This window comes from Flavihumibacter rivuli (genome assembly GCF_018595685.2).
Classification (GTDB): Bacteria; Bacteroidota; Bacteroidia; order Chitinophagales; family Chitinophagaceae; genus Flavihumibacter; species Flavihumibacter rivuli.
The window spans coordinates 3,343,980-3,366,888 of record NZ_CP092334.1; the positions used below are offsets into that span (position 1 = coordinate 3,343,980).

Here is a 22,909-nt window from a genome sequence, read left to right on the forward strand (position 1 = left end):
ATTATTTATTTAAGTCTGTGTTTACATATCCTTCAGCTGCACGTCTTGGCGCCCTTTCAATATAGACCTGCCGGTCTTGTGGTGCCCAGGTGCCCAGTCCATCAACATAGCGGTTGAACATACAGAATGCCGCTGCGATCAGTACCGTGTCATGGATCTCCCGATCAGTAGCTCCTTGTTCTTTTGCTGTGATCACCTGTGCTTCGGTCACTGCTTTGCCACTTATTTGCACACTACCAGCGATGGACAGTAAGGCTTTCATTTTTTCAGTCAGTTCAGGGTATTCCCTGTTCGCCTTGACTGCATCAATTTCGGCCATTGACCATCCCAGGTAATGTCCAGCCAATGCGCCATGAACGTTCTGGCAGAAGAAACAATCATTCAGCGAGGAAACATAGGTGGCGATCAGTTCCCGCTCACCCCTGCTTAGGGTATTGTCATCATCACGGAGCAATACCTCCGCCAATGCATTCAGGTGTTGGGCAGTTTCAGGGCGAAAGGCCATCAGTCCCCTGATACCGGGAAGGTCATTTCCCAGGTCAATATAGGCTTTTGAAGTAGTTGTGGTGGTCATGGTTGTGCTTTTTGTGGTAATACATAGCCAATGCTGGTCATCCGTTCACCCATCGCGCGATAGGCTTCCGGGTCTGTTGGGGTTAGGGTGGCCAGCCCATCCACATACCGGTTGAACATACAGAAGGTGGCTGCGATCAGTACAGTATCATGGATCTCGCGGTCATTGGCTCCCAGAGCCCTGGCCTTGGCGATATCATCTTCCTTCACCTCCTTGCCCAGCACCTGCACCTTGCCGGCGATCTGCAACAATGCTTTCAGTTTTTCGCTTACTCCCGCTGCCTGCAGGTCTGTTAGTACCTCATCCACCAGTTGTGCTGATGGGCCATAGAGGCAACGTGCCGCTGCAGCATGACTGTTTTGGCAGAAGTAACATTGATTGAGATGGGAAACATAAGTGGCGATCAGTTCGCGGTCTGCTTCGGACAAGGGTGATTCTCCCCTGAGCAGTACCTGGGCGAGATCATACAAGTGTTGCCCTGTTTCAGGCCGGTAGAGGACAAGGCTCCTGATACCGGGGACATTTTCGGGAAGTGCTATATGTGGCATGTTATTTTGTTTTAAGTAGTGAATAGGATTCGGTTTGCGACCTGTCAAGTAACAGGGCCATTGCCCCGATGACAAAACTCAATGTGAATAGGGTGAGGGTATTGCCATAACCACCCAGACTGGATACCAGGAGGCCAACAAACATGACCCCAATGGCCGTCAGGATCCTTCCAATATTGAAGCAGAATCCTGTAGCGGTTCCCCTGATGACAGAGGGGAACAATTGTGGGATATAGGCGGAAAGCACTCCCTGGCTGATGCCAAAGAAGAATGCCAACACGCCTATTTCAAGGTAAAGCACAGGCCGAACCTGGCTATTGGTCAGGAGAAGGATAAGGGTAAGCGCTGTACAGGCGGTGAAACAGAGTAGCATGCAGCGCCTCAATCCTAATGCATTGGCTATCCATCCACTGAGGAATCCACCGGTTAGGCCACCAAAGCCAAGCAACATCATGCTCATGCCCCTTTCCTGGTGGGCATCATGGCCGGGACTAATGCTCTGTATCCAGGTTGGCAACCAGGAGAAAATAGCCCATAATCCAATCAGCATGGAGCCGAAGATGACAGAGCCCTTGATCAGGTTACGACCATGGACACCCGAAAAAGCTGTTGCCTCTGTTTCCTTTGATGTAGTGGTTTCGATTGGTACGGTGGGGATCTTCAACCAAATCCAGGCGATCAGCGAAATGGCAACGGGTATGATACCTACCAGGAATCCTTGCCGCCAGGAAGTAACCAGGTAGTTGATGAGTCCAGCAGAAAAAATACCTGTCGGAATACCAATGGATAGTATCCCAATAAAGATGGACCTGCTTTTGGCGGGCCATACTTCACTCAGCAGGGTGAAGGATAGTACAAGCGTACCGCCTACCCCAAAGCCACTGATAAAGCGACAGATGACCAGTCCTTCCCAAAGCTGCATGGAACCTGTAGCAATAGTAGCTAAGCCATAACTGCCAATGGCCAGCAATAATGCTTTCTTCCTGCCGATCCTGTCCCCGATCAGGCCCCAGGTGAATCCACCCAGGGCCCATCCGAGGATAAAGATGGCATTAACGTAAGCGCTTATCTGGTCCAGGTTCCCGAGATTTTCTGGTCCCAGCAATTCCCTGATCGCAACGGGCAGGTAAACTGACATGAGGGTCGAAACCGTTCCACCTACCACACTACTCAGGAAGCAGGTAATGAACAAACCAATATGTGTTATTCTAATTTGGCCAGATTTCATGGTGATCATTTTAAGAGTCCTTCAAAAGTGATGGCCACATAATAGATCGCACCAATAGCAGGTGAACCGTAGGCCTGGTAGATCCTGTTGTTGAGGAGATTGCTGGATCCCAATTTCAACATCGCGTTATGCTTAGGAAGCTTTTTGTTGAACTGCAGGTCCACCAGCGAATAGGCTCCGATACGGCCCGGACGCATACCATTGAAACTGCCATACCAGTCAAAGGAGTCCTGCCAATGCCAGGCCAGGTTGAAGCCGAAATTCCGGTACAAGTTGCTGTTGCCAATGGTCAGGTTGCTGCTGTACTCAGGGGTATTGAATGCAGGTACATTGTTTGGATTGGCATCCCTGATATCGAACTTCGCCCAGGTAATGTTTCCTCCCAGGCTGTAACCTGACCTGGTGGTATAGGTCAATCCTGCTGACAAGCTTTGAGCTGATACCTTATCGGCTGCATTGGTATACAACTGGTATGCATGGGCCTTACCGCTTAAGAGGTCATTGGCAGCATCAAAGTTCACGTCCCCATTTTCATCATATACGTCACTTTGTGGTTCCAATACCACTGTGGTAAGGATGAAGTTCGTGTATACGCTATAGTTGTAGTTGATGTCAACCAATAGTTGGTTACCGAACAATCCTTTATAACCCAGTTCCAGCGCCTGCTGTTTTTCGGGCTTGATGTAGGCTACCTCAGACTTTTGCAGCAGGTGCTTGTTTTCATTGACAGCAACGGGATAGGGTTTGCCATTGGCCATGGCCTGTCCGAATGCCGCCCCGAAGGCGCCTACTGAAGCAGCAGTGAAGGAGTTCTGGTAAACATTCAGGTCCTTGCTGTTCTTGGGTGCGCCTCCCAGGATAGTGATGGGACCTACATTCAGGTGGATGAATTGGTCAACAGGGGTTGGGTTCCTGAAGCCGGTCTGGTAGGATGCCCTGACATTATGGTTCCTGGCCACCTCATAAACTGCGGCTACCCTGGGCGTGAAATAGCCATCAAAGTTCTCATTCTTGTCATAGCGAAGGGATGCGGTAAGCTTCAGGCGCTCATTCAACAATGATTTGTTTGCCTGGATAAATGCGCCGTATTCCTTGATGGTGATCTCCTGGTCCTTATCATCAAATAAGCTACCGTTGGTGAACATGTCATAATACCTGAAGTTGGCACCTGCCTGCAGGCCGAAGATCTTGATGGCTTTCGAAAAATCATATTGGCCTTCCGTATTGTAGAACTTGCTGTTGGAGAAGACACCTGCCCCGCTTAATCCATAGTTATGTATGGAAGTTTCCTTTGCAGCCTCGTATGCAGCTGTACCCGGCAACAACCTTCCCTGGTCGGCAAAGCCCCTTGCTGCCGCATAATCGTTTGCGGCAACACCACTGATATTTCCTTTGAAGGCAGACTCAAAACGGGTAAACCACATATTGTCCGCCTTGTCAGCGCTTACGGTATTGCCATTGAGGTCTTTTACCCAAGTGCGGTTGATGAACTGCGCCAGCGAGCGGGTATTGTAGGAATCATTGGAGTTTTCAACAACAGAGTAGGTGCGGATAAAGAACTGGCTGCCTTTCAACTCCAGGCGATGGGTTTGCAGTTCAAAATTATTCAGGTCGAACCTGCTGCTGCCGGTATAGCTGGCAGTACCCCTGCCGTAGTTGTACTGGTAGATTGCTTCAAGATTGTTGGTGATCCGGTAATGCAGTGCCCCATTAAGTTTGAGGCTGTACACATCGTAGTTCATCAGGTCCTTTTCTTCATAGCCCGTGCGCGATACGAGGCCAACGCCCGGAATGGTCCTGGATACTTCATCGCCATAGATGTTCAGGGCATCGCGACCGGGATTATTGGGTCCGCGCTTGTCCGGGGGTGTTTGTGCACTGATATCAGTATAGTTGGTGGCGTACCAGTCGAGTCCGCTCAGGTAAGAAGCATTAAGCTTGAAGGCAAAGCGGTTATTGAATGCCTTGGCATATCGCAGTCCCACATCGTACAATCCATGCGGCTTAACAGCGTCCTCACCAATATGGTTAACACCGGCTTTGGCCTGTAAACTTAGTCCCTGGTATTTGAAGGGATCCTTTGTATGCATGAGCAGGGCACCATTAAAAGCCATCGGTCCATAAAGGGCAGAGGCAGAGCCGGGGATCAATTCCACACTTTCCATGTCAAGGTCTGAACTGCCGAAGAGGTTGCCCACTGCGAAGTTCAGCCCTGGTGTCTGGTTGTCCACCCCATCCACCAGCTGTAGGAAACGTGAGTTACCGGTGCTATTGAATCCACGGGTATTGACCTGTTTGTAGGTGAGGCTGCTGGTCACCACTTCCATTCCTTTGAGATGCTGAAGGCCATCGTAGAAAGTAAGGGAGGCATTTTCACGAATGGACTTAAGCGTCATTTTTTCAATGGTCACGGGTGAGCGCAGGATGTTTTCCGGCATCCGGGTGGCAGCGGTTACCACTTCCCCCAGTGCTGCCGGCTTGGCTTGTAATTGTATATTGATGGTAGTGGTAGTGCTGTCGATCTGCACTTCCATCTCTGTAAATCCTACTGAACTTACCACCAGGGTGAAGGGAGGTTTGAGTTTGGTAATAGCAAGGTTGAATTGGCCTTTGTTATTTGTAACGGTTCCCAGTAGTTTGTCCTTCACCGTTAGGCTGGCATTGCTGATGGGTTCGTTTTGTTCTGTAGTGATCTGTCCGGACAGGTTGAAGACCTGCGCCTGTACTTGAACAGTAATGAGGAAGGCGAATAAGGTGAATAGTCTTTTCATGATAGCTTGCTAAGTTTTGGTTGTTTACTTTTTGAGGTGATCATAGCCTTGGGGCAGCCTGGTATAGCCGTGGTTGACCAGTCGGTCTGCCAGGGTGGAATAATAGTTTTCATCTTCAGGAAGGGCTGTCGCCAGTCCATCCACATAGCGGTTGTAGAGGCAGAACAGTGCCGCGATCAGCACTGTGTCGTGGATCTCCAGGTCAGTTGCCCCAGCCTGCCTTGCCTGCTGGATGGCTTCTTCAGTAACCGCCTTACCGCTTTCCCTTACCATGGAGGCAATGGTCAGCAGGGTTTTCATTTTGGGGGAAACGGGAGCGGCGTTAATGTCCTGTTTGACCTGTGCTGTGGTAGCCTGTTCCCCCAACAGCAGGTCGGCAGCTGCAGTATGGGCAGTGGTGCAAAACCTGCATTGGTTACCATGGGAAACAATAGTGGCGATGAGTTCCCTTTCTGCTTCGGTCAGACTATTGGGTCCGCGCAGGAGGAATTGGGTCAACTCACGAATAGGGGCAGCCGAATCCTTGCGGTATTCCAGCAGCCCAGTGATGCCAGGTAAATGGCGCTCAACCGGAATGTAAGGCATGTTGATAGGTATGGTTATGTGAAATGATGTATAATCCCATCGGGGGTTATACCGGGTTAATGCAGAATGGTCATAATAGCATAGTACCCCTGGAAATGGGATCCACGGGTGAATTACGCAAGGGGAATTTTAGGCAATAGGGGGACGTAAGATCTCATCAGTGCTGGCTGTGCAGGGATGATTCGAGAATAGGGCATACTCCCTGCAGACCAGGATTACCGGTGTGGTAAGGTCAAAAGAAGTCAACTGTAAGGAATAGGAGAATAGACCGGTAGCTTTTTTTAGCAAACTACCGCCAGCTTCGCCAGTTGGAAGATCGTTGGCTTTGCGGTTATAGTCGTGCCTGGCCAGTGTTAACTGGTCCTTGGCTGTATTTGGAAGGCATTTGAGGTAAACGGTATCGTTACTGATCTTCTTCTTTACGAAGGAAAAGATTTTGCCATCAATTTCCACTTCCCCGTCTTCCCGTCGATAGTCGGGCCAGTCAGTACCATAAGGAAGGGAGAGGGGTATTTTGATCTCGATCAGCTGGTCTTCGCTGTACCGGTTTTCATCGAGCTTTTGAACCAACTGCCTGTCCGACCGCTCCTCGATATATTCGAAGAGCAGGGTATACCCCAAAAGATTGAAGAGGTATACCACCAGCAGGAATAAGGCGAACAGTTTTTTCAGCAGTTGCGTTTTGGTGAAACTAATTCAAAATAGGTGATTGGACAAACAAGGCCATTGAAAATTCCTTGCTTGATCGGTAATTGGCTAGAATATGATAAAATATTGCTTAAATTATGTAGGGCATTTCGACCTCTTTCAATCTAACAAAATAATACCTGACCATGAGTATCGTTTCCCGGGCACTTGTCTTTGCAGCAGAGCATCACCAGCACCAGTTGCGGAAAGGCACGCGGGTGCCTTATATGTACCACCTGTTGAATGTTTGTAAGATCCTCGTTGACCACGATTGTGATGATGAAGTGCTGGCGGCCGGCTTGCTGCATGATGTGGTGGAGGATACACCGGTTACCATTGAAGAAGTGGAACTGCATTTTGGAACGAGGGTAGCATCACTGGTTAGGGCAGCAACGGAACTGGACAAACTGGAGAAGCGTTCCATTGATAAGAAAGGCAGCTGGGCTGAACGCAAGCAGGAGACCATCAATTTCCTGGAGCATGATGCCAGTTTGCTGGAGTTGAAAGTGCCGGCAGCGGATAAGCTGGATAACCTGCGTTCAATGGCGGCGGACCATGCGCGTTTGGGAGATGTTATCTGGGAGCGGTTCAGTGCCAGCAAGGAGCAGCAGGCATGGTATTTTGGGGAGATCACCAGGATCTTCAATGAAAGGGGGAAGGATGAGCCCATGCTGCAGGCCATTGCAGAAGAGCTGGCTTTGTTGCATAAGAGGGTATTTTAAGTATAAAAAGTATATACTTTTTTTGCCACAAAGGCTCGAAGGCACGAAGGGGCACGAAGACGTAAATGGTTTAGTAATATAATAATTCATCAAGCAGGGATGTATCCCTATGCTTTTTCTGAGTCGGAAATTGAGGAGACATAGGGTACCATGGCGGCATCATAGGCCTTTTTCCCTTCCCGGGTAAGATAGGGGATATAAAGGTTCATGGCTCCCAGGATATAGACAGGCTTCATCTTTTTATAGGCCTTCTTGCTATGGTACATTTCCTGGCTGATCACCCAGGTGGTAAGCAGGTTGGTATATTGGAAGCAATACACTTCCCAGTTTTCTTTTTCCAGGATCTGCGGGTGCAATAGTTTTTTTTCCACCATATAGCTGGTGCGCATCCTGATGCCATCAATGCGGTTATAATAGGAGCCTTCAATATGCTGGTGCAACTCAGGTTGGTTCTTGGTGGTAATGGCAAGAAAGGCAATGGCACAGCGGTATTCATATTGCAGGTCGAGGACCCTGTCCATAATGTCCACCGAATTGGCAAAATCAGGCCCTTTCCCCCAGTCGAACTGGTGGATCAGCTCACTTAACTCATGTTCATAATCCCTCATGATCCCTACCATAAGGCTATCCTTGGTGGGGAAGAAATGGGTGATCCTTCCCCTGGTAAGCCCCAGTTCCGAGGCGATCATATCAACAGTGATGGAGAGCCCCTTTTCATTCAACAAATGCCGGGCTTCCGTTAGGATAGTACTGCGTGAGGCAATCCCTTTATTTGTTTTTGCCATTAAAAACAAATATTTTGTTTGTTATTTTAAATTAAATAAATTCGTTATGCTTGCTGGTAGCTTCCTGGCATATTCGTCAAATCTAACCAAAGGCCGCATAATCATAGGATCTAAAGTTAGTAATAGTTATTGTTGCGATGCAGGACTGACAATTGTCTCTAAGCCACTTTGCTAAGGCCTGTGCCCCTTCTTATTTGTCAATGCTTACTTTTTATTGTATGAAAAATGTGCTTCTTGCGGCATCCTTGTTGACTGTCTGCCCCATTTTCGCCCAGAATCCCAAAACGGCTAAGAAGCCGGCAGCAGGTAAAACGAAAGTGGTTGCTGCACCGGCCAGTGAAAAACCCAATATCCTGGTCATCATGCCGGATGATGTGGGTTATTGGAATGTTGGCGCTTACAATAATGGCATGATGGTGCCTACGCCCAGTATTGACCGGATCGGGCAGGAGGGCATGCTGTTCACGGATCATTATGCAGCCCCTTCCTGTACAGCCGGCAGGGCTATGTTCATTACCGGCCAGTTGCCTATCAGGACCGGTCTGACCACCGTGGGTATGGCCGGTTCACCCATTGGCCTAAGCGAAAAGGATCCGACACTGGCAGAACTCCTGAAACCGCTTGGCTACAGAACAGGTCAATTCGGGAAGAACCATTTGGGTGATCGAAACGAACATTTGCCTACTGTACACGGGTTTGATGAGTTCTACGGGAACCTCTACCACCTTAACACAGAAGAAGAGCCATCGCTTGAGATGTGGCCAAAGGATTCCGGATTCAATAAGCGCTACAAACCAAGGGGTGTCCTTGATTGCATTGCCACCAATGTGGATGATGCAACAGTAGATCCCCGATTCGGTAAAGTTGGAAAGCAAAAGATCAAGGATACCGGTCCGCTGGATCCTAAACGAATGGAAACGGTTGATGAGGAGTTCTTGTCCCGGACCATGGATTTTATGGAGAGAAGTACAAAAGAGGGCAAGCCCTTTTTTGCCTGGTTCAATCCATCCCGTATGCATATTTATACCCACCTCAAGCCCGAAAGCAAGAACCTGGCTACTCCGTATTCTTCAGAGTTCGATATCTATGGCAGTGGACTGATGGAATTGGATGATATGGTAAGAAGGTTATTGAAGAAGCTGGAAGACCTGGGTGTTGCCAATAACACCATTGTTGTCTTTACCACCGATAATGGTGCGATGGCCGATTGGTTCCCCGATGGTGGCACCACGCCATTCAGGGGTGAAAAGGCCACCACCTGGGAAGGCGGTGTTCGGGTACCCATGCTGGTGAGATGGCCTGCAAGGATCCCTGCCGGTAAGAAGTCGAATGGGATCCAGGACCATTGCGATATGTTTACCACATTGGCAGCAGCAGCTGGCGTAAACAATGTTCAGGAGAACCTGAAAGCTTCTCACAAAGTATATATTGATGGCGTGAATAACCTGAACCACTGGACCTCCAATGCTCCCTCTGCACGCCAGTTTGAGATCTATTACAATGAGAGTGACCTTACAGCTATCCGGATCGGCCATTGGAAATCCCATATTCAAACCCGGGAAGGCTTCTTTGATTACAACAAGCCAAGTGCCTTACTGGTTAACCTGCGTATGGACCCCTTCGAGCGACATACCGATTGGAAATCAAGGGAAGTGGCGATGCGCTTGGGAATTGCCTGGGGCGGACAGGTCCAGGACATCATTGGGGCGCATTTGAAAACATTGAGCGATTTTCCACCACGGCAGAAAGGGGGTAGCCTCACTGTGAAGCCTGGAGACCTGAAATGATCCTGGTGAACCTATCTGCCACCCTAAAACCGGGTTTCATGTTTGTTAGAAAATATTGTTCCGGCCAAAGCCTGCTACTCACCCTGGCCCTGCTGTTGTCATTGGCAAGGGCAAATGCCCAGGGGCATTTTGTAGGGGGTAGCTTTAATCCCAATGATTATTTCATCCCACCTGCCACAGGATGGGTAGTGTCCTTCTATTACAGTTATACCAATTTGGATTATTTCAACCAGAGCGGAAATAAGACCGATGTGATCGAAGTAAGCCAGGAACCGCCACTGTATGTTACCATTGGCCAAAAGGTCAAGACCCATTCGATAATCCCTATGGCCCTCTATTTTGGAAAAGGCAAGATCCTCAATGCCCGTTGGGGTATGATGGCCTTGCCGATCATCAATAGTCCCAGTGCCAACATCGCCCTTGATTTTTACACAGGCCCTACCCCTCCCGCCAACGAGGATATCAATATCAATATCTTTGGTTTGGGTGATTGTTACCTACAACCCATATGGCTGACCTGGGAAAAGAACAAGCTCACTACTTCTGTTTCCTATGGGCTATGGTTGCCCACCGGTAAATACGAGGCGGGTAGTGCAGAGAACATGGGTCTGGGTTATCTCTCCCATAACCTACGCGGGGCTATCCGCTACAAACCCAAACCACAATATACCTTGATGGCTGCCACTACCTTTGAATTCAATACCAATCAAAAGGATGTAGACTTCAAGGAAGCACCCCACCTGACCCTTGATTATGGTGTATCCTATAGCTTTACCAAGGGCCATGAATTGGGTTTGATGGGTTGTGGGATGTGGCAGTTGGGCGATGACAAAGGCGAAAAGGCCGTTGCCGGTAATGACCGTATGTATGGATTGGGCTTGTATGGTTCTTATTGGTTCAAGCCGGGCAAGTTCGGTGTACTGGGCAGGGCACTGCAAAATTTTGGCACCCGCAATAGGTTCGGTGGATTTTCCTTCCAGGTGGGATTGAATTTCCTGTTCTTGAAATATTGAAATGCACGGCCAGGGGATAGAACTATGTTATTATAGTTTTTCTCTCCGTGACTTCAATTTTGACAGGTCTTTTTCTGATTTGCTGATCCGCTTGTTCATTTTTTTTACTCGTTTCTCCATGGCATTGGCCTTGCTGGCTTCCTTACGTGCCGTTTTGCTGGCTTTCCTGGAAGCTTTGGCATTTTTGTAGGCTACATTGCTTTTCTTTTTACTCAGGCTGTTCTCCTTGAGCGATTTTGCGGCAGAAAGATTCTTGCTCATCAATGATTCAGCTGATAGCTGTGCCTGCGTTGCCACCTCTTTTTGTTTGATGAAATTCTTATCCAGTTCATCCTTTTCCTTCTTCAGTTTTTCGACTTCTGCCTGCCGGCTTTCGATACGGTTATCGAGGGCTTTGATCTTTTCCTTATTATCCCCATTTACCTGCCCCATTGCTATGCTGCTGAAAACTAATAACCCAGTGGTTAAGAACAATCGAGAAAAGTAAAGAGGAAATGGAAAGATATATGTTGTACGGTCTTTGTTGTTTTCAAAAAGCATCTATATTGTTTTATGATAAAGTTTAATTTATCGATGACCATCGACATTATAGAAAAGGAAGGAATATCATCCTCCATTGAAGTCTGATTATTGGCTGCTATTGACCAGGGATTGGAATCCTGCCGTTACAAAAATCAAAGGGGATGGGTGATTAATAAACCTTAAAATGCCCATGTTGGTTGGGTTACCCAAAAAAATAACCCGGGTGCTGGGGAGGCCCAGATGACCAGGTTGTTATGTTTATTGTCTTCAAATAGGGTGACCGGACATGCTCCGCCGCCAGTTTGGTGAAGATATTGTATTTATGGCTAATCTATCGGAAATCCTATAGCTATTGGGTGTATTTGGGGGCCTTCTTGTTGAAAGTTCATTTGAAATAAGCAAAAGGAAATTTACATGGTTCTGGTTATGAGTACATTAAAGCCTGCCATATAATGGCAGGCTTTACGACTTCGGGGTATATATAAAGCCTTGACCTGAAAGCAAGATAGGTAAATTGTTCAATAATTTTTTCAAAAAATACCCAAAACCTTTAAACATTTATAGGTAGGTTACCCACATAATTAAGGTAAGTACGTTGGTTGCCCGACAAGGAAACTGTAGCCAACACCTATTAGACGAACTTTAACAGGCCTGATACTTAAAGGCCTGTACATTTTTTAACTACAACATTATCCATTCCAATGGCAAAGCAAGATCAACTAAAACTTAATGCAAGCCAGCGCCAACAGCTGATTGAAACCCTTCAGCAAAGGTTTGAAAGGAACCCTGGTCGGCACAAAGGGATTGACTGGACTACCGTATTGGGTCGTTTAACGGTCCGGCCGGATAAGCTATGGTCCTTACAGGAGATGGAGCGAACTGGCGGTGAACCCGATGTGGTGGGAATGGATTCTTCCAGTGGAGAACTGGTCTTTATGGACTGTGCCCCTGAAAGTCCGAAGGATCGCCGTAGCCTTTGCTATGACCGCGAGGCATTGGATGCGCGCAAGGAGTTCAAGCCGGAGTCAACGGTGATGGATCTGGCGGCCAGTATGGGTATTTCCGTTCTCACAGAAGCCGAATACCGCTATTTGCAGACCCTGGGCCATTTTGATACCAAGACCTCCAGTTGGCTACGGACCCCTGAGCCCATCAGGAAATTGGGTGGCGCCATCTTCGGTGACCGCCGCTATGACCATGTATTCATCTACCATAACGGGGCCGGCTCCTACTATGCGGCAAGGGGATTCCGTGGGGTGTTGAAGGTGTAGGGTCTTCTTCATTTTAGCCAGATGAATAGTAGGATAGAAATTTTCAACTCAGAATGGTCTCCCGTGTACCCACATCTTCACCCCAGCAGGGTCTCCCAAAGGGGACCCTGATGAATAGTAGGAGAGAAATTCATCGGGGACTTTCGAAGAGAATCCCTATGGAGTGATAGGATTCAAACCCCAGCAGGGTCTCCCAAAGGGGACCCTGATGAATAGTAGGAGAGAAATTCATCGGGGACTTTCGAAGAGAATCCCTATGGAGTGATAGGATTCAAACCCCAGCAGGGTCTCCCGAAGGGGACCCTGATGAATAGTAGGAGAGAAATTCATCGGGGACTTTCGAAGAGAATCCCTATGGAGTGATAGGATTCAAACCCCAGCAGGGTCTCCCAAAGGGGACCCTGATGAATAGTAGGAGAGAAATTCATCGGGGACTTTCGAAGAGAATCCCTATGGAGTGATAGGATTCAAACCCCAGCAGGGTCTCCCGAAGGGGACCCTGATGAATAGTAGGAGAGAAATTCATCGGGGACTTTCGAAGAGAATCCCTATGGAGTGATAGGATTCAAACCCCATCAGGGTCTCCCGAAGGGGACCCTGATGAATAGTAGGAGAGAAATTCATCGGGGACTTTCGAAGAGAATCCCTATGGAGTGATAGGATTCAAACCCCAGCAGGGTCTCCCAAAGGGGACCCTGATGAATAGTAAGAGAGAAATTCATCGGGGACTTTCGAAGAGAATCCCTATGGAGTGATAGGATTCAAACCCCAGCAGGGTCTCCCGCAGGGGACCCTGATGAATAGTAAGAGAGAAATTCATCGGGGACTTTCGAAGAGAATCCCTATGGAGTGATAGGATTTAATATCTCTCATAGCCCCCGTTGTGTCTTATGACCAACGGGCAGTTGGAAGATGAGCTTAGCTGGTGGATGCATAAATATTTCGTCTTTGATACATCGGGGTCCCCTTCGGGAGACCCCGCTGGGGTTAAATAAAAGAGCTGTTGGTGATAACACACAACAGCGGCGCAGGATATAATTACTCCGCACCAAACAACAATAGAGATACCCCCCCGCCGCCCCCGTTGTGTCTTATGACCAACGGGCAGTTGGAAGATGAGCTTAGCTGGTGGATGCATAAATATTTCGTCTTTTATACATCGGGGTCCCCTTCGGGAGACCCCGCTGGGGTTAAATAAAAGAGCTGTTGGTGATAACACACAACAGCGGCGCAGGATATAATTACTCCGCACCAAACAACAATAGAGATAACCCCCCGCCGCCTCCGTTGTGTCTTATGGCCAACGGGCAGTTGGAAGATGGGATTAGCTGGTGGATGTATAAATATCTCGCCTTTTATACATCAGGGTCCTCTGCGAGAGACCCTGCTGAGGATAGAATTGCAACGAAGGATAAGTTGTTGGATGTAGAAATGATCTCGCCTTTTACACATCAGGGTCCCCTTCGGGAGACCCTGCTGAGGTATAGATAAATGCAACTAATCAACTATATCGTGAGCGGAGACTGTTCCAATTTTTTTACCTTTTGCTTACAGCATTGAAAAAACAATCCATGACAAGAGCACTCTTCATTTGGTTAGGCCTTGGTTTATCGCTCACCCAACAGGGTTGGGCTCAATCAGAAAAACGCGGTCGCGCCCGCGATTTCGGCATCACCATCGGCATCCTGCCCACCGGTACCAATAATGCCATTACCGATGTGGAAGGGGTGAAAGTAGGCCATACCACCCTGGTGAAAGGCGATGCCATCCGCACAGGGGTAACGGCCATCCTGCCGCATGAGGGAAATATCTTCCAGGAGAAAGTGCCGGCCGCTATTTATGTGGGCAATGGCTTCGGAAAGTTGATGGGCTTGTCGCAAGTGGAAGAACTCGGCAATATGGAAACCCCGATCCTGTTGACCAATACGCTAAACACACCAATCGTGGCCAATGCCCTGCTGGACCATATGCTCTCGCTGCCGGGCAATGAACAAGTGCGATCCGTGAATGCCGTGGTAGGTGAAACCAACGACGGCGGCCTGAATGATATCCGCGGCCGACATGTTACGGCAGCCGATGTCATGAATGCCATTCGATCAGCCCAAGGCGGTAAAGTGGCAGAAGGCAATGTGGGCGCAGGCACCGGTACAGAATGCCTGGGTTTCAAGGGCGGGATCGGAACAGCATCAAGAAAGCTGCCGGCTTCCAGGGGAGGATATACGGTGGGTGTATTGGTGCAGTCGAATTTTGGCGGCATCCTCAGCATCAACGGGGCGCCGGTGGGAAGGGAATTGAATAATTTTTACCTGCAGGACCCTGCCAACAAGTATAAGGCCGATGGCTCCTGCATGATCATCATTGCCATTGATGCACCGCTGTCGGACCGCAACCTGAAACGACTGGCCAAGCGGGCCTACCTGGCCTTCGGGAATGTGGGTTCCTTCTCTTCCAATGGCAGTGGCGATTATGCGATCGCTTTTTCCACGTATAAGGCTAACCGAATTCCCTATGATGCGAAGCAGCCAGTAGTGCAGAAGGCAGATGTTCCCAATGACCATCTATCTCCCTTGTTCCTCGCGGTATGGGAAGCTACAGAAGAAGCCATCATCAATTCGCTCTTCATGGCCGAGGAAATGAAAGGAAATAATGGCCGTTTTGTACCGGCCTTGCCGATCGGTAAAACCATCGAGATCCTGAGGAAGTACAATGCCTTAAACCATCACCTGCTGCCAAAGGCGATAGCAGAATAAAGTCACCTGTACATTAAGCACCAATATCATTCCCATCGCAATTTCATGGTTCAATAGTCATGATCTTCAGGTACAATAATGATGCCTTGAAGGTGAAACCAATAGCCAGCGCTATAATGTTGGTATGAAACAAACTGTGCTAAGGCATATCCATCAGGGTGAAATTTTTTCCACTACCGGTTGCTTCCAGGATCCGTTAAGTGCCGCTTCCTTGGGCCAATACAAGCGCATCACCAAACGGAATATGCCTTCAGGCGCAGGCAACCAATTGCTTTCTTTTGCTTTGCCTGGTGAGTCGTGCTGTATGTAAAGGGTAATGCCTCCCTTATCGTCCTTCTTGAACTGCGAGAGCATGGTTGAGTTAAGCAAATAGCGATTGATCGGGTTGTCCACCAAAAGATCCGAAGCATCGTACATGGTCAGGGACCAGAAGGAATTGACCGGCGGAAGCTGGCCTGGTGGGAAATACATGATGTAACGGTTTTTGCCATCCAGCTTTTCCCCATTCTTATCGAGGTAATAATTTGGATACATGGCTTCTTCCTTACTGTTGCCGTAAATGCCGGCTACCGCGGCGGCCATGCGAAACAAATAATTGTTCTTGAGAAATTCGCGGGTGCCAAACCCATCACCGGGGGAAACCTTTCCTTCGTTCATCTGCTGCATCACCCCCGCAAAATCCTTCCAGGCATCATTGATCCCTTCATGCATGGCTTGCCGTATTTCCGGCGAGAACCTGGTCGTGTCGAATGGTTTCCCACTTTCAATGCCCATTTTGCTGAACTTTTTCAGGAGCTCCGTCTCGGAGGGATGGGTGGGACAGTATTGCAATGCAAAATTGAGGATATCAAAGACCTGCAGGGAATGGCGTTGCTCCTGTGGAGAAAGGGGCTGCGGGAAGGCGATAGGTGCTGCTGGTGCAGGTCTTGGTGTTCCCAGGAAAACCGATAAAGGAACCAGTTGATATTGGGACTGGATCTTCTTTACATTGGAAAGGTCGCCAGGATTGAACAATTGTGTCCTGAATTGTGCCGAGGCAATGGCTGTTTCGCAACGGTACACTTTGGTAATGCCTTTGGGAGTTTCGCCTTGCCAGCCTGGCCCAGCTATCATATATGCCCCGCCATTATTGCCGGTTGTCCTGCTGCCCAGGTAATCAAAATTATGCGTGTAGAGGTCGATCAATTGCAAACTCCAATACCGGTTCTTTTCGATCGGCGGTACGATGAATACCATGGGTTCGGTCCTGAGGTCAAGACCCGCCCATGAATAAGGGGTATCGGAATTGGGTGTCTGGATCACCCTGTCTTTTGGCGTGAATACCCGGGGGATATTGAACAGGGTATTGTAAGGTGCTTTGTATTCTGCATTGGTGCTGTCAACAAAGAAGGAGTGCTGGACCCTTAAGTTGTCCACTATGGGGAAGGCATAGATATAGGCTTCCCGGGCAATGCTTCGGGCATCCTCTACCGTTAGGCTATCCGTTTCTTTCTCGGTGGTGCGGGTGTTTCCCTGGCAACCGGATAACAATACCGCAATACCCAATAAAGCCATAGGGAGGAGTCTGGAAATATTTTTCATTTTGATGGGTTATGTTTTTTATAGATGCAGCAAGTGCAGGTCGCACTTTTATTTTGACCTTCCTGTATTTATTTTCCTGTTAGCCTGACAATGGGAGGTGGTGTCCACTGGCCATTCAATACCATATCTTTCGGGCCGTACATGCGCATCATGACATTGAAGTCGCCGTTAGGGGCAGGCAGCCAGTTGCTGGTTTGGTCCATTGGGGGATTGGCACCGAAGTAGATGGTCAGGGAACTATCCTTGCCATATACCATCCCCTTGGTCCGATCACCGATAGAATACCTTTTGATCTTGTTCTCTACCAGTAGCTGGGTTTTGGAATCATACATGGTGATGGACCAGAAATATTTTACCGGCGGCAGTTGTCCAGCTTTGAAGGTGATGGCATAGCTGTTGTTCCCATTGAGGGGATTGCCTTCCTGGTCAACAAAAGCCAAAGGATAATAGGCTTCGAATGGACTGTTCGCATAGATGCCCATCTTGGCCACATTGGTCCGTGCGATGTAGTTCTTGCCGAAATATTCTCCCAATGGAAACATGGTCCAGCCATTGATGATCTCGCCCATCTTCCTGGCAGAAGAGTCCACCATTTGCATGCCTTTGTTGATGCCGTTCTGGATGGCGGGCTGCAGCTTTGGGTGGTCATCAAAATAGGTATAAGGCTTGCCTGCTTCAATCCCACTGGCCTTAAATCCATCCATGATCTTCTTTTCATCATCACTGAGACGGATGAATTGGAGCAGGAAATTCAGCAGGCTGAAAAACTTTGGGGTCGCCTTGTCTTCTTCCTTGTAGGTAGGGAAATTGATGGGCTTCACCTCCGCAGGCGGGAATTCCGGGTAGAATTTGTGCATGACCCCGATCTGGTATTTGTCCTGGACAGCCTGTGCCTGCTTTACATCTTTCGGGTCCGACACATTCACCTGGGTGCGTCCCATCAACCCGAGGAATTCGCTGGGCGATTTGATCTCTTTTACACCGGGAGGCAGGGGGCCTGAATAGTTGGGGCCTGTGACGGCATAAATGCCAGCATCCGTCCCTGTGGTATTGGTGCCGATATAGCCGAAATTATCGGTCACCATGCTGTTGAGCTGGAAGGAATAATACCTGTCCTTCACTGCCGGCACCTTGATGATCAATGGCTCGGCCCTGAGGTCGGCGGTAACAGTGGTATAATAAGTGTCGTTGTTTGGACTCACTACATATTTATCCGCGGGGGTATACAAATTCCTTGTATTGTACAGGGTGTTCATGGGTAGGTATTTGGGGGAGCTGGTGTCCACGCCATAGGCATACAAGGCCTTGTAGTTTTCAACGATGGGGAAGCAATGGAAATAGGCATCCGCCACCATTTGTTCTATTGCTGAGTTGTCAGGGTTGTCAGCGGATTGTTTCTCAGGCTGGTTGTTACAGCCACTGCAGAGTAATCCAAAAAGGAGGACCTTCGCGAAAATTTTCATTCGGTAATAGTTTAAAGCGTTAGAGACTGCTTGCAAGGGTGGATAAGTAAATTGATGGGCTACTAATGAGACTTACAGTGAACTATCAAAAGCTATAAAGCCAGGGTCAGGAATTACATGAAAGCTTAGGGCAGGCCAGGAAACAAATCGTAAAGGGTTGTTTGCATGATTGGCCTTCTACGTATGCAAATGAAATTAGATATAAATTGTAGGCCTGAGTATTATAAAATGAATAATAGATAGTAAAAACGAATCATAGTGAGGGATAGGTCATTGCTTCTTGGTTAGGTGAACCAATAATCAAAACACGACCATGGTATTTAGTATCAGGTAGTGGAATGCTAAATTTTTGGGGGTATTAAGGATATCAGGATGATGCTTTTTGAACCAAATTGAAGCTCAATACCCAAGGCAGTAGAGAAATTACTGTCCGGGCTTGAAGGCCAGTGCTTCCAACTGCTGCGCCACATACTCCATCATACGCTGGTGTTTGAAGTCGAACCATTGCTGGCGGTAGGGACCGGAATTATCAATAACGTATTTAAACCTGCTGAAAGGCTTCTTACCTTCCAGGGCATCCAGCAGCCGGATCTGAAGTCTACGGTCACCGGATACCTCATTCACAAAAGCTTCCATCACCCTAAAGGCTTCCCATGATTCCCATTTGCAAATCTCCTCAAAGTCTGATGGATGCTTTTCCAGCAGTGCTGTCTCTTCTTTCCATGCCTCAATTTCAATGTCTGGGTAATTCATGAGGTCAGGAATGAAAACAAGTTGTCCTGTTTCTTTATGGATGAATGCCCGGAAGCCTAGGTCCAACTCCTGGGCTATTTCATTGAGGATGGCTGGTGTGGCAAAGGACATGGTCAGCAAATGTGGTACAAATTTAAAGCAATTCGTCAATATGAGTGGTTGGCCAGCCGGGACAGGCGCCATTCATTATGGGTTCAGCCATTACCTGCCCAGTCATAGTGATTTGATGAAGCAGACGATCCTTCCCGCTTCATGGAACCCGATCTGTTGGTGAAAGGCAATGCTGCTGGTGTTGTTCCATTCCGTATCCGATGCGAGCTGCTTCAGGCCCATTTGTCTTGCCCATTCTTCCCCGGCGCTTACCAGTCTTCTGGCAATACCCTTGTGTTGATGGTGGGGTTGTACATAAATGCCTTCTATATACGCGATAGGTAATTCATCTGCGCCTTCCACATAATCCTTGCGGGTGGATAAATGCAAGAATCCTACATAATGATCCCCTTCCTTCGCCAGGAGACATAGTTCATCGGGCGCATTCATCAATGCGGTATAGTAAGGAGTCTCTTCTTCTAAGGAACAATCGGTCCATAGCTCCAGTACAAGGGTAAGTAACTGTTGCAGATTATGCGGGGAAAGTTTTTCGATCGTCATGACAAAAGGAATAGTTTGCTGGATGATAATGCAAATTTGAAGGATTGTTTGTATACCCCAGCAGGGTCTCCCGGAGGGGACCCTGATGAATGGTAGGATAGATATTCATTTTACCTCAGCAGGGTCTCCCGGAGGGGACCCTGATGAATAGTAGGATGGAGTTCCATCGGGGAACCTCGAAGGGTAGAACTATGGGGTGAAAAGATATAATACACCCCCGCACGCCCCCGTTGTGTTTGATGACCAACGGGTAGTTGGAAGATTAGATCAACTGGTTGACGAAAACAATATTTCACCTATAATACATCGGGGTCCCCTCCGGCCGCGCCCGCTGAGGTTAAAAGAATCACTTCATGCTGTTCTTCGTTACCTCAGCAGGGTCTCCCGGAGGGGACCCTGATGAATAGTAGGATGGATATCCATCGGGGAACCTCGAAGGGTAGAACTATGGGGTGAAAAGATATAATACACCCCCGCACGCCCCCGTTGTGTTTGATGACCAACGGGTAGTTGGAAGATTAGATCAACTGGTTGACGAAAACAATTTTTTACACCCCATCAGGGTCTCCCGCAGGGGACCCTGATGAATAGTTGGATGAAAATTCATTGGGGACTATTGAAGAGTACCACTTTAGGGTGAAAAAATTTAACACTCCCCGTCGCCCCCGTTGTGTCTTATGACCAACGGGTAGTTGGAAGATGAGCTTAGCTATTGGATGTATAAACTATTTTGCCTTTTATACATCGGGGTCCCCTCCGGCCGCGCCCGCTGAGGTTAAAAGAATCACTTCATGCTGTTCTTCGTTACCCCATCAGGGTCTCCCGCAGGGGACCCTGATGAATAGTAGGATGGAGTTCCATCGGGGACACTCGAAGAAACCCCCTATGTGGTGAAAATATGTCATAGCCCCCGTTGTGTCTTATGACCAACGGGTAGTTGGAACATGGGAGTGGGCCTGCTTGTTGGCACCACATGATAGCGGCAGGAGTCAGCCCTTTAGGGTGCTATATGTTTGTATTGCCGATTTGTAATTAGTTTACAAATGATGAGCTTCTACAGGTCTCTGCATCCTCCAACCATGATGCATTCAGATACAGGTAAAGCATACGTTTCAAGGGATGTTAATGAGTGGTAAAGGACAGCAGCAAATAATCCATTGCCTGAGGATTGGTGTAAATTAGAGGAGAGGATTCGCTAATCATTACCATTATATGATTCTGGTAAGCACGGATTCCGGGATCACTACACCGATTCCATTCTTCAACTTAACTGCTTGTTAATAGGATCCTTCCACTGGGAAGCCGTTTTGACCTGCTCTTGTATGGGAACAAGCTTCGGAATATTCAACTTAAAAACTATATCATGAAAAAGATGTCAATGCTTTTTTCCTGCCTTTACCTGGCAGGTTCAGTGGTCAGCGCACAGGAGCCATCCACTCATAAAAAGGATATGGACACCCATCATCATCACCATCATCATCATGAAATGGATTCCATGATGATGGGGCATAAGGAAATGGCCAGGCTAAAGGGTAATGAGGTCAGCTACCTGGCAAGGGAGAATTTCAAAAAGGATTTCGGTGAAGTGAATGGGGTAAACTGGGAAAGGACCGACTACCTGGATAAAGCCACATTTGTCCGTGACGGTAAACAAGAAGCGGCCTATTATGATATCGATGGCAGCCTCGTAGGCACTGTGGTGAAGAAAGAATACAGTGCCCTTCCCGCCAATGCGCAGAAAATGATCGAGAAAAGGTTTGCGGGCTATAGCAAGGGCGATGTGATCTTATTCAACGATAATGAGATCAATGAAACTGATATGGTCCTTTATGGTGAACAGTTCGATGACCAGGATAACTATTTCATTGAATTGTTCCAACCGGGAAAGCGGGTGATCCTAAAAGTGGACAAGAGCGGTAATGTCTATACCTTCAAGACTATGAATAATTGAATGCATGCGTCCTGTTTACAGGTAACAGGACGCTTTCTTATGGTTTTCGGTTAGTTTGGTCTTTGTACTCAAGTGGGGTCCCCTTCGGGAGGCTCCGAGGAGGTATTTTACTTTCCTATCTGCTACCAAGGTTGATAATGGATGGTGTCTACAAGCTGTTGGTGATAACACGCAACAGCGGCGCAGCATAAAACTTGCACCCATCAGGGGCTACAATGTACCCACATTCCCTACCCCAGCAGGGTCTCCCGCAGGGGACCCTGATGAATAATAGAATAGGTATTCTACGCGGTCCACTTCAACTGCTCCCACTGAGGTGGTCCCTGCCCCCTCCCTTTGTGTCTTATGACCAACGGGTAATTGGAAGATGGGATTAGTTGTTGGATCCATAAATATTTCGCCATTTATACATCGGGGTCCCCTTCGGGAGACCCCGCTGAGGTTTAGTGGTTTGGTACAAAATATGCCCCATCAGGGTCTCCCGCAGGGGCTACCGTGTACCCACATCTTCACCCCATCAGGGTCTCCCGCAGGGGACCCTGATGAATAGAAAGACTTATTTCATCGAGGTCCTCAATAAGAGACCCCAATGGGGAAACAATATGGTTCAATGCCCTGTTTCTTCCCCTACGATGGACCTGAATGCCTCAATGAACTGTCTGAGCGCTTCAATGGTAGACTGGTCAGACAGCTTACCATCCCTGCCTACCTTGCCTTTGATACCTGGTATCAATAGCGTTGTCTGTTCTGTGAACCTGGCCATCAGGGTTTGCATGATGCGTTTTAATTCCTCATGGCCTTTCTGCCCATGCGCGGAAGCGGTGATGATCCCTACCGGTTTTTCATTGAAAATGGTGGTAGCTACACACCATTCCAGTAAATTTTTCAGTCCACTGGGGACGCTGAAAATGTATTCCGGGGTACAGATGATCACGCCATCAGCTTTGGCTATCGAGGCGCGAATGGCCTCAATTTCCGCAGGGGAATTGGCAACCGATCTTTCCGGGTCGAAATGGGGTAGGGTCTTCAGCGCATTAAATACGGTGAGCTGGAAGATGCCGCTGGTTTCATTTTGGATGAAATCGATGAGTCTTTCATTGGAGGAATTGCTGCTGGCGCTTCCTATGATCGCCAATATTTGCTTTGTTCCGGTCATTATGTATACGGGAAAGTGGTAAAATTAGAGGCTTTTAGGTGGTTAAATGGGTAAAGGGCAGGAATATGACTTTCCCTGATCATAGGCAGCACCATGAATTGCCAGGATCGG

General features: G+C 48.2%; 19 protein-coding genes. 6 read left to right on the forward strand and 13 right to left on the reverse strand.

All coding sequences use genetic code 11. The annotated features are described in order from the left end of the window. Position 1 precedes the first annotated feature (1 nt). From KJS94_RS14245 to KJS94_RS14270, 6 genes are all read right to left on the reverse strand, one after another. The gene (locus KJS94_RS14245; RefSeq protein ID WP_214448149.1) at positions 2-574 is read right to left on the reverse strand and encodes a carboxymuconolactone decarboxylase family protein; all 573 of its coding nucleotides are present in this window, start codon (positions 572-574) and stop codon (positions 2-4) included. Continuing rightward, complete coding sequence (locus KJS94_RS14250; RefSeq protein ID WP_214448150.1) at positions 571-1,122, reverse strand: carboxymuconolactone decarboxylase family protein; 552 nt, start codon at positions 1,120-1,122, stop codon at positions 571-573. The genes KJS94_RS14245 and KJS94_RS14250 overlap by 4 nt, the downstream gene beginning before the upstream one ends. 1 nt (position 1,123) lies before the next feature. Next, positions 1,124-2,350 (reverse strand): MFS transporter, encoded by a 1,227-nt coding sequence (locus tag KJS94_RS14255; protein WP_214448151.1) that lies wholly within the window; start codon positions 2,348-2,350, stop codon positions 1,124-1,126. 5 nt (positions 2,351-2,355) lie between these two features. Then, a complete protein-coding gene (locus KJS94_RS14260; RefSeq protein WP_214448152.1) occupies positions 2,356-5,121 on the reverse strand; it encodes a TonB-dependent receptor in 2,766 nt (921 codons plus the stop codon). A gap of 24 nt (positions 5,122-5,145) precedes the next feature. Then, complete coding sequence (locus tag KJS94_RS14265) at positions 5,146-5,706, reverse strand: carboxymuconolactone decarboxylase family protein (protein ID WP_214448153.1); 561 nt, start codon at positions 5,704-5,706, stop codon at positions 5,146-5,148. Positions 5,707-5,835: 129 nt separating this feature from the next. Continuing rightward, positions 5,836-6,348, reverse strand: a complete 513-nt coding sequence (locus tag KJS94_RS14270; RefSeq protein ID WP_214448154.1) for a hypothetical protein — start codon at positions 6,346-6,348, stop codon at positions 5,836-5,838. A gap of 191 nt (positions 6,349-6,539) precedes the next feature. Between KJS94_RS14270 and KJS94_RS14275 the strand changes: the two genes are divergently transcribed. After that, entirely contained in the window at positions 6,540-7,115 is a 576-nt protein-coding gene (locus KJS94_RS14275) for an HD domain-containing protein (RefSeq protein WP_214448155.1), read from the forward strand. Between the two features lie 107 nt (positions 7,116-7,222). Here KJS94_RS14275 and KJS94_RS14280 read toward each other — a convergent pair whose 3' ends face one another. Beyond that, complete coding sequence (locus KJS94_RS14280; RefSeq protein WP_214448156.1) at positions 7,223-7,900, reverse strand: TetR/AcrR family transcriptional regulator; 678 nt, start codon at positions 7,898-7,900, stop codon at positions 7,223-7,225. Positions 7,901-8,118: 218 nt separating this feature from the next. On the opposite strand from KJS94_RS14280, the gene KJS94_RS14285 reads away from it, so the two are divergent. Together KJS94_RS14285 and KJS94_RS14290 are read left to right on the forward strand one after the other, a co-directional pair. Further along, a complete protein-coding gene (locus KJS94_RS14285; protein ID WP_214448157.1) occupies positions 8,119-9,687 on the forward strand; it encodes an arylsulfatase in 1,569 nt (522 codons plus the stop codon). 38 nt (positions 9,688-9,725) lie between these two features. Continuing rightward, positions 9,726-10,700, forward strand: coding sequence for a SphA family protein (locus tag KJS94_RS14290; protein ID WP_214448158.1), 975 nt, complete (start codon positions 9,726-9,728; stop codon positions 10,698-10,700). A gap of 30 nt (positions 10,701-10,730) precedes the next feature. On the opposite strand, the gene KJS94_RS14295 is transcribed toward KJS94_RS14290, so the two are convergent. After that, complete coding sequence (locus KJS94_RS14295) at positions 10,731-11,132, reverse strand: hypothetical protein (RefSeq protein WP_214448159.1); 402 nt, start codon at positions 11,130-11,132, stop codon at positions 10,731-10,733. Positions 11,133-11,923: 791 nt separating this feature from the next. Between KJS94_RS14295 and KJS94_RS14300 the strand changes: the two genes are divergently transcribed. Together KJS94_RS14300 and KJS94_RS14305 are read left to right on the forward strand one after the other, a co-directional pair. After that, positions 11,924-12,493 (forward strand): DUF4256 domain-containing protein, encoded by a 570-nt coding sequence (locus KJS94_RS14300; RefSeq protein WP_214448160.1) that lies wholly within the window; start codon positions 11,924-11,926, stop codon positions 12,491-12,493. A 1,571-nt stretch (positions 12,494-14,064) separates the two neighbouring features. Beyond that, complete coding sequence (locus KJS94_RS14305; protein WP_214448161.1) at positions 14,065-15,243, forward strand: DmpA family aminopeptidase; 1,179 nt, start codon at positions 14,065-14,067, stop codon at positions 15,241-15,243. Between the two features lie 153 nt (positions 15,244-15,396). Here KJS94_RS14305 and KJS94_RS14310 read toward each other — a convergent pair whose 3' ends face one another. The 4 genes from KJS94_RS14310 to aac(6') all read right to left on the reverse strand — a co-directional run bounded on the left by KJS94_RS14310 (position 15,397) and on the right by aac(6') (position 19,691). Beyond that, positions 15,397-16,824 carry a DUF1254 domain-containing protein gene (locus KJS94_RS14310; RefSeq protein WP_214448162.1) on the reverse strand — a complete coding sequence of 476 codons (1,428 nt, stop codon included), beginning with the start codon at positions 16,822-16,824 and terminating at the stop codon, positions 15,397-15,399. A 68-nt stretch (positions 16,825-16,892) separates the two neighbouring features. Next, positions 16,893-18,287, reverse strand: a complete 1,395-nt coding sequence (locus KJS94_RS14315) for a DUF1254 domain-containing protein (RefSeq protein ID WP_214448163.1) — start codon at positions 18,285-18,287, stop codon at positions 16,893-16,895. Between the two features lie 423 nt (positions 18,288-18,710). After that, positions 18,711-19,190 carry a UPF0158 family protein gene (locus KJS94_RS14320; RefSeq protein WP_214448164.1) on the reverse strand — a complete coding sequence of 160 codons (480 nt, stop codon included), beginning with the start codon at positions 19,188-19,190 and terminating at the stop codon, positions 18,711-18,713. 63 nt (positions 19,191-19,253) lie between these two features. Then, positions 19,254-19,691: an aminoglycoside 6'-N-acetyltransferase gene (aac(6'), locus tag KJS94_RS14325; RefSeq protein ID WP_214448165.1), complete on the reverse strand. Its 438-nt coding sequence runs from the start codon at positions 19,689-19,691 to the stop codon at positions 19,254-19,256. Between the two features lie 1,363 nt (positions 19,692-21,054). On the opposite strand from aac(6'), the gene KJS94_RS14330 reads away from it, so the two are divergent. After that, the gene (locus tag KJS94_RS14330) at positions 21,055-21,642 is read left to right on the forward strand and encodes a hypothetical protein (RefSeq protein ID WP_214448166.1); all 588 of its coding nucleotides are present in this window, start codon (positions 21,055-21,057) and stop codon (positions 21,640-21,642) included. A gap of 607 nt (positions 21,643-22,249) precedes the next feature. Here the strand turns inward: KJS94_RS14330 and KJS94_RS14335 are convergent. After that, positions 22,250-22,798, reverse strand: a complete 549-nt coding sequence (locus KJS94_RS14335; RefSeq protein ID WP_214448167.1) for an NADPH-dependent FMN reductase — start codon at positions 22,796-22,798, stop codon at positions 22,250-22,252. Between the last annotated feature and the right edge of the window lie 111 nt (positions 22,799-22,909).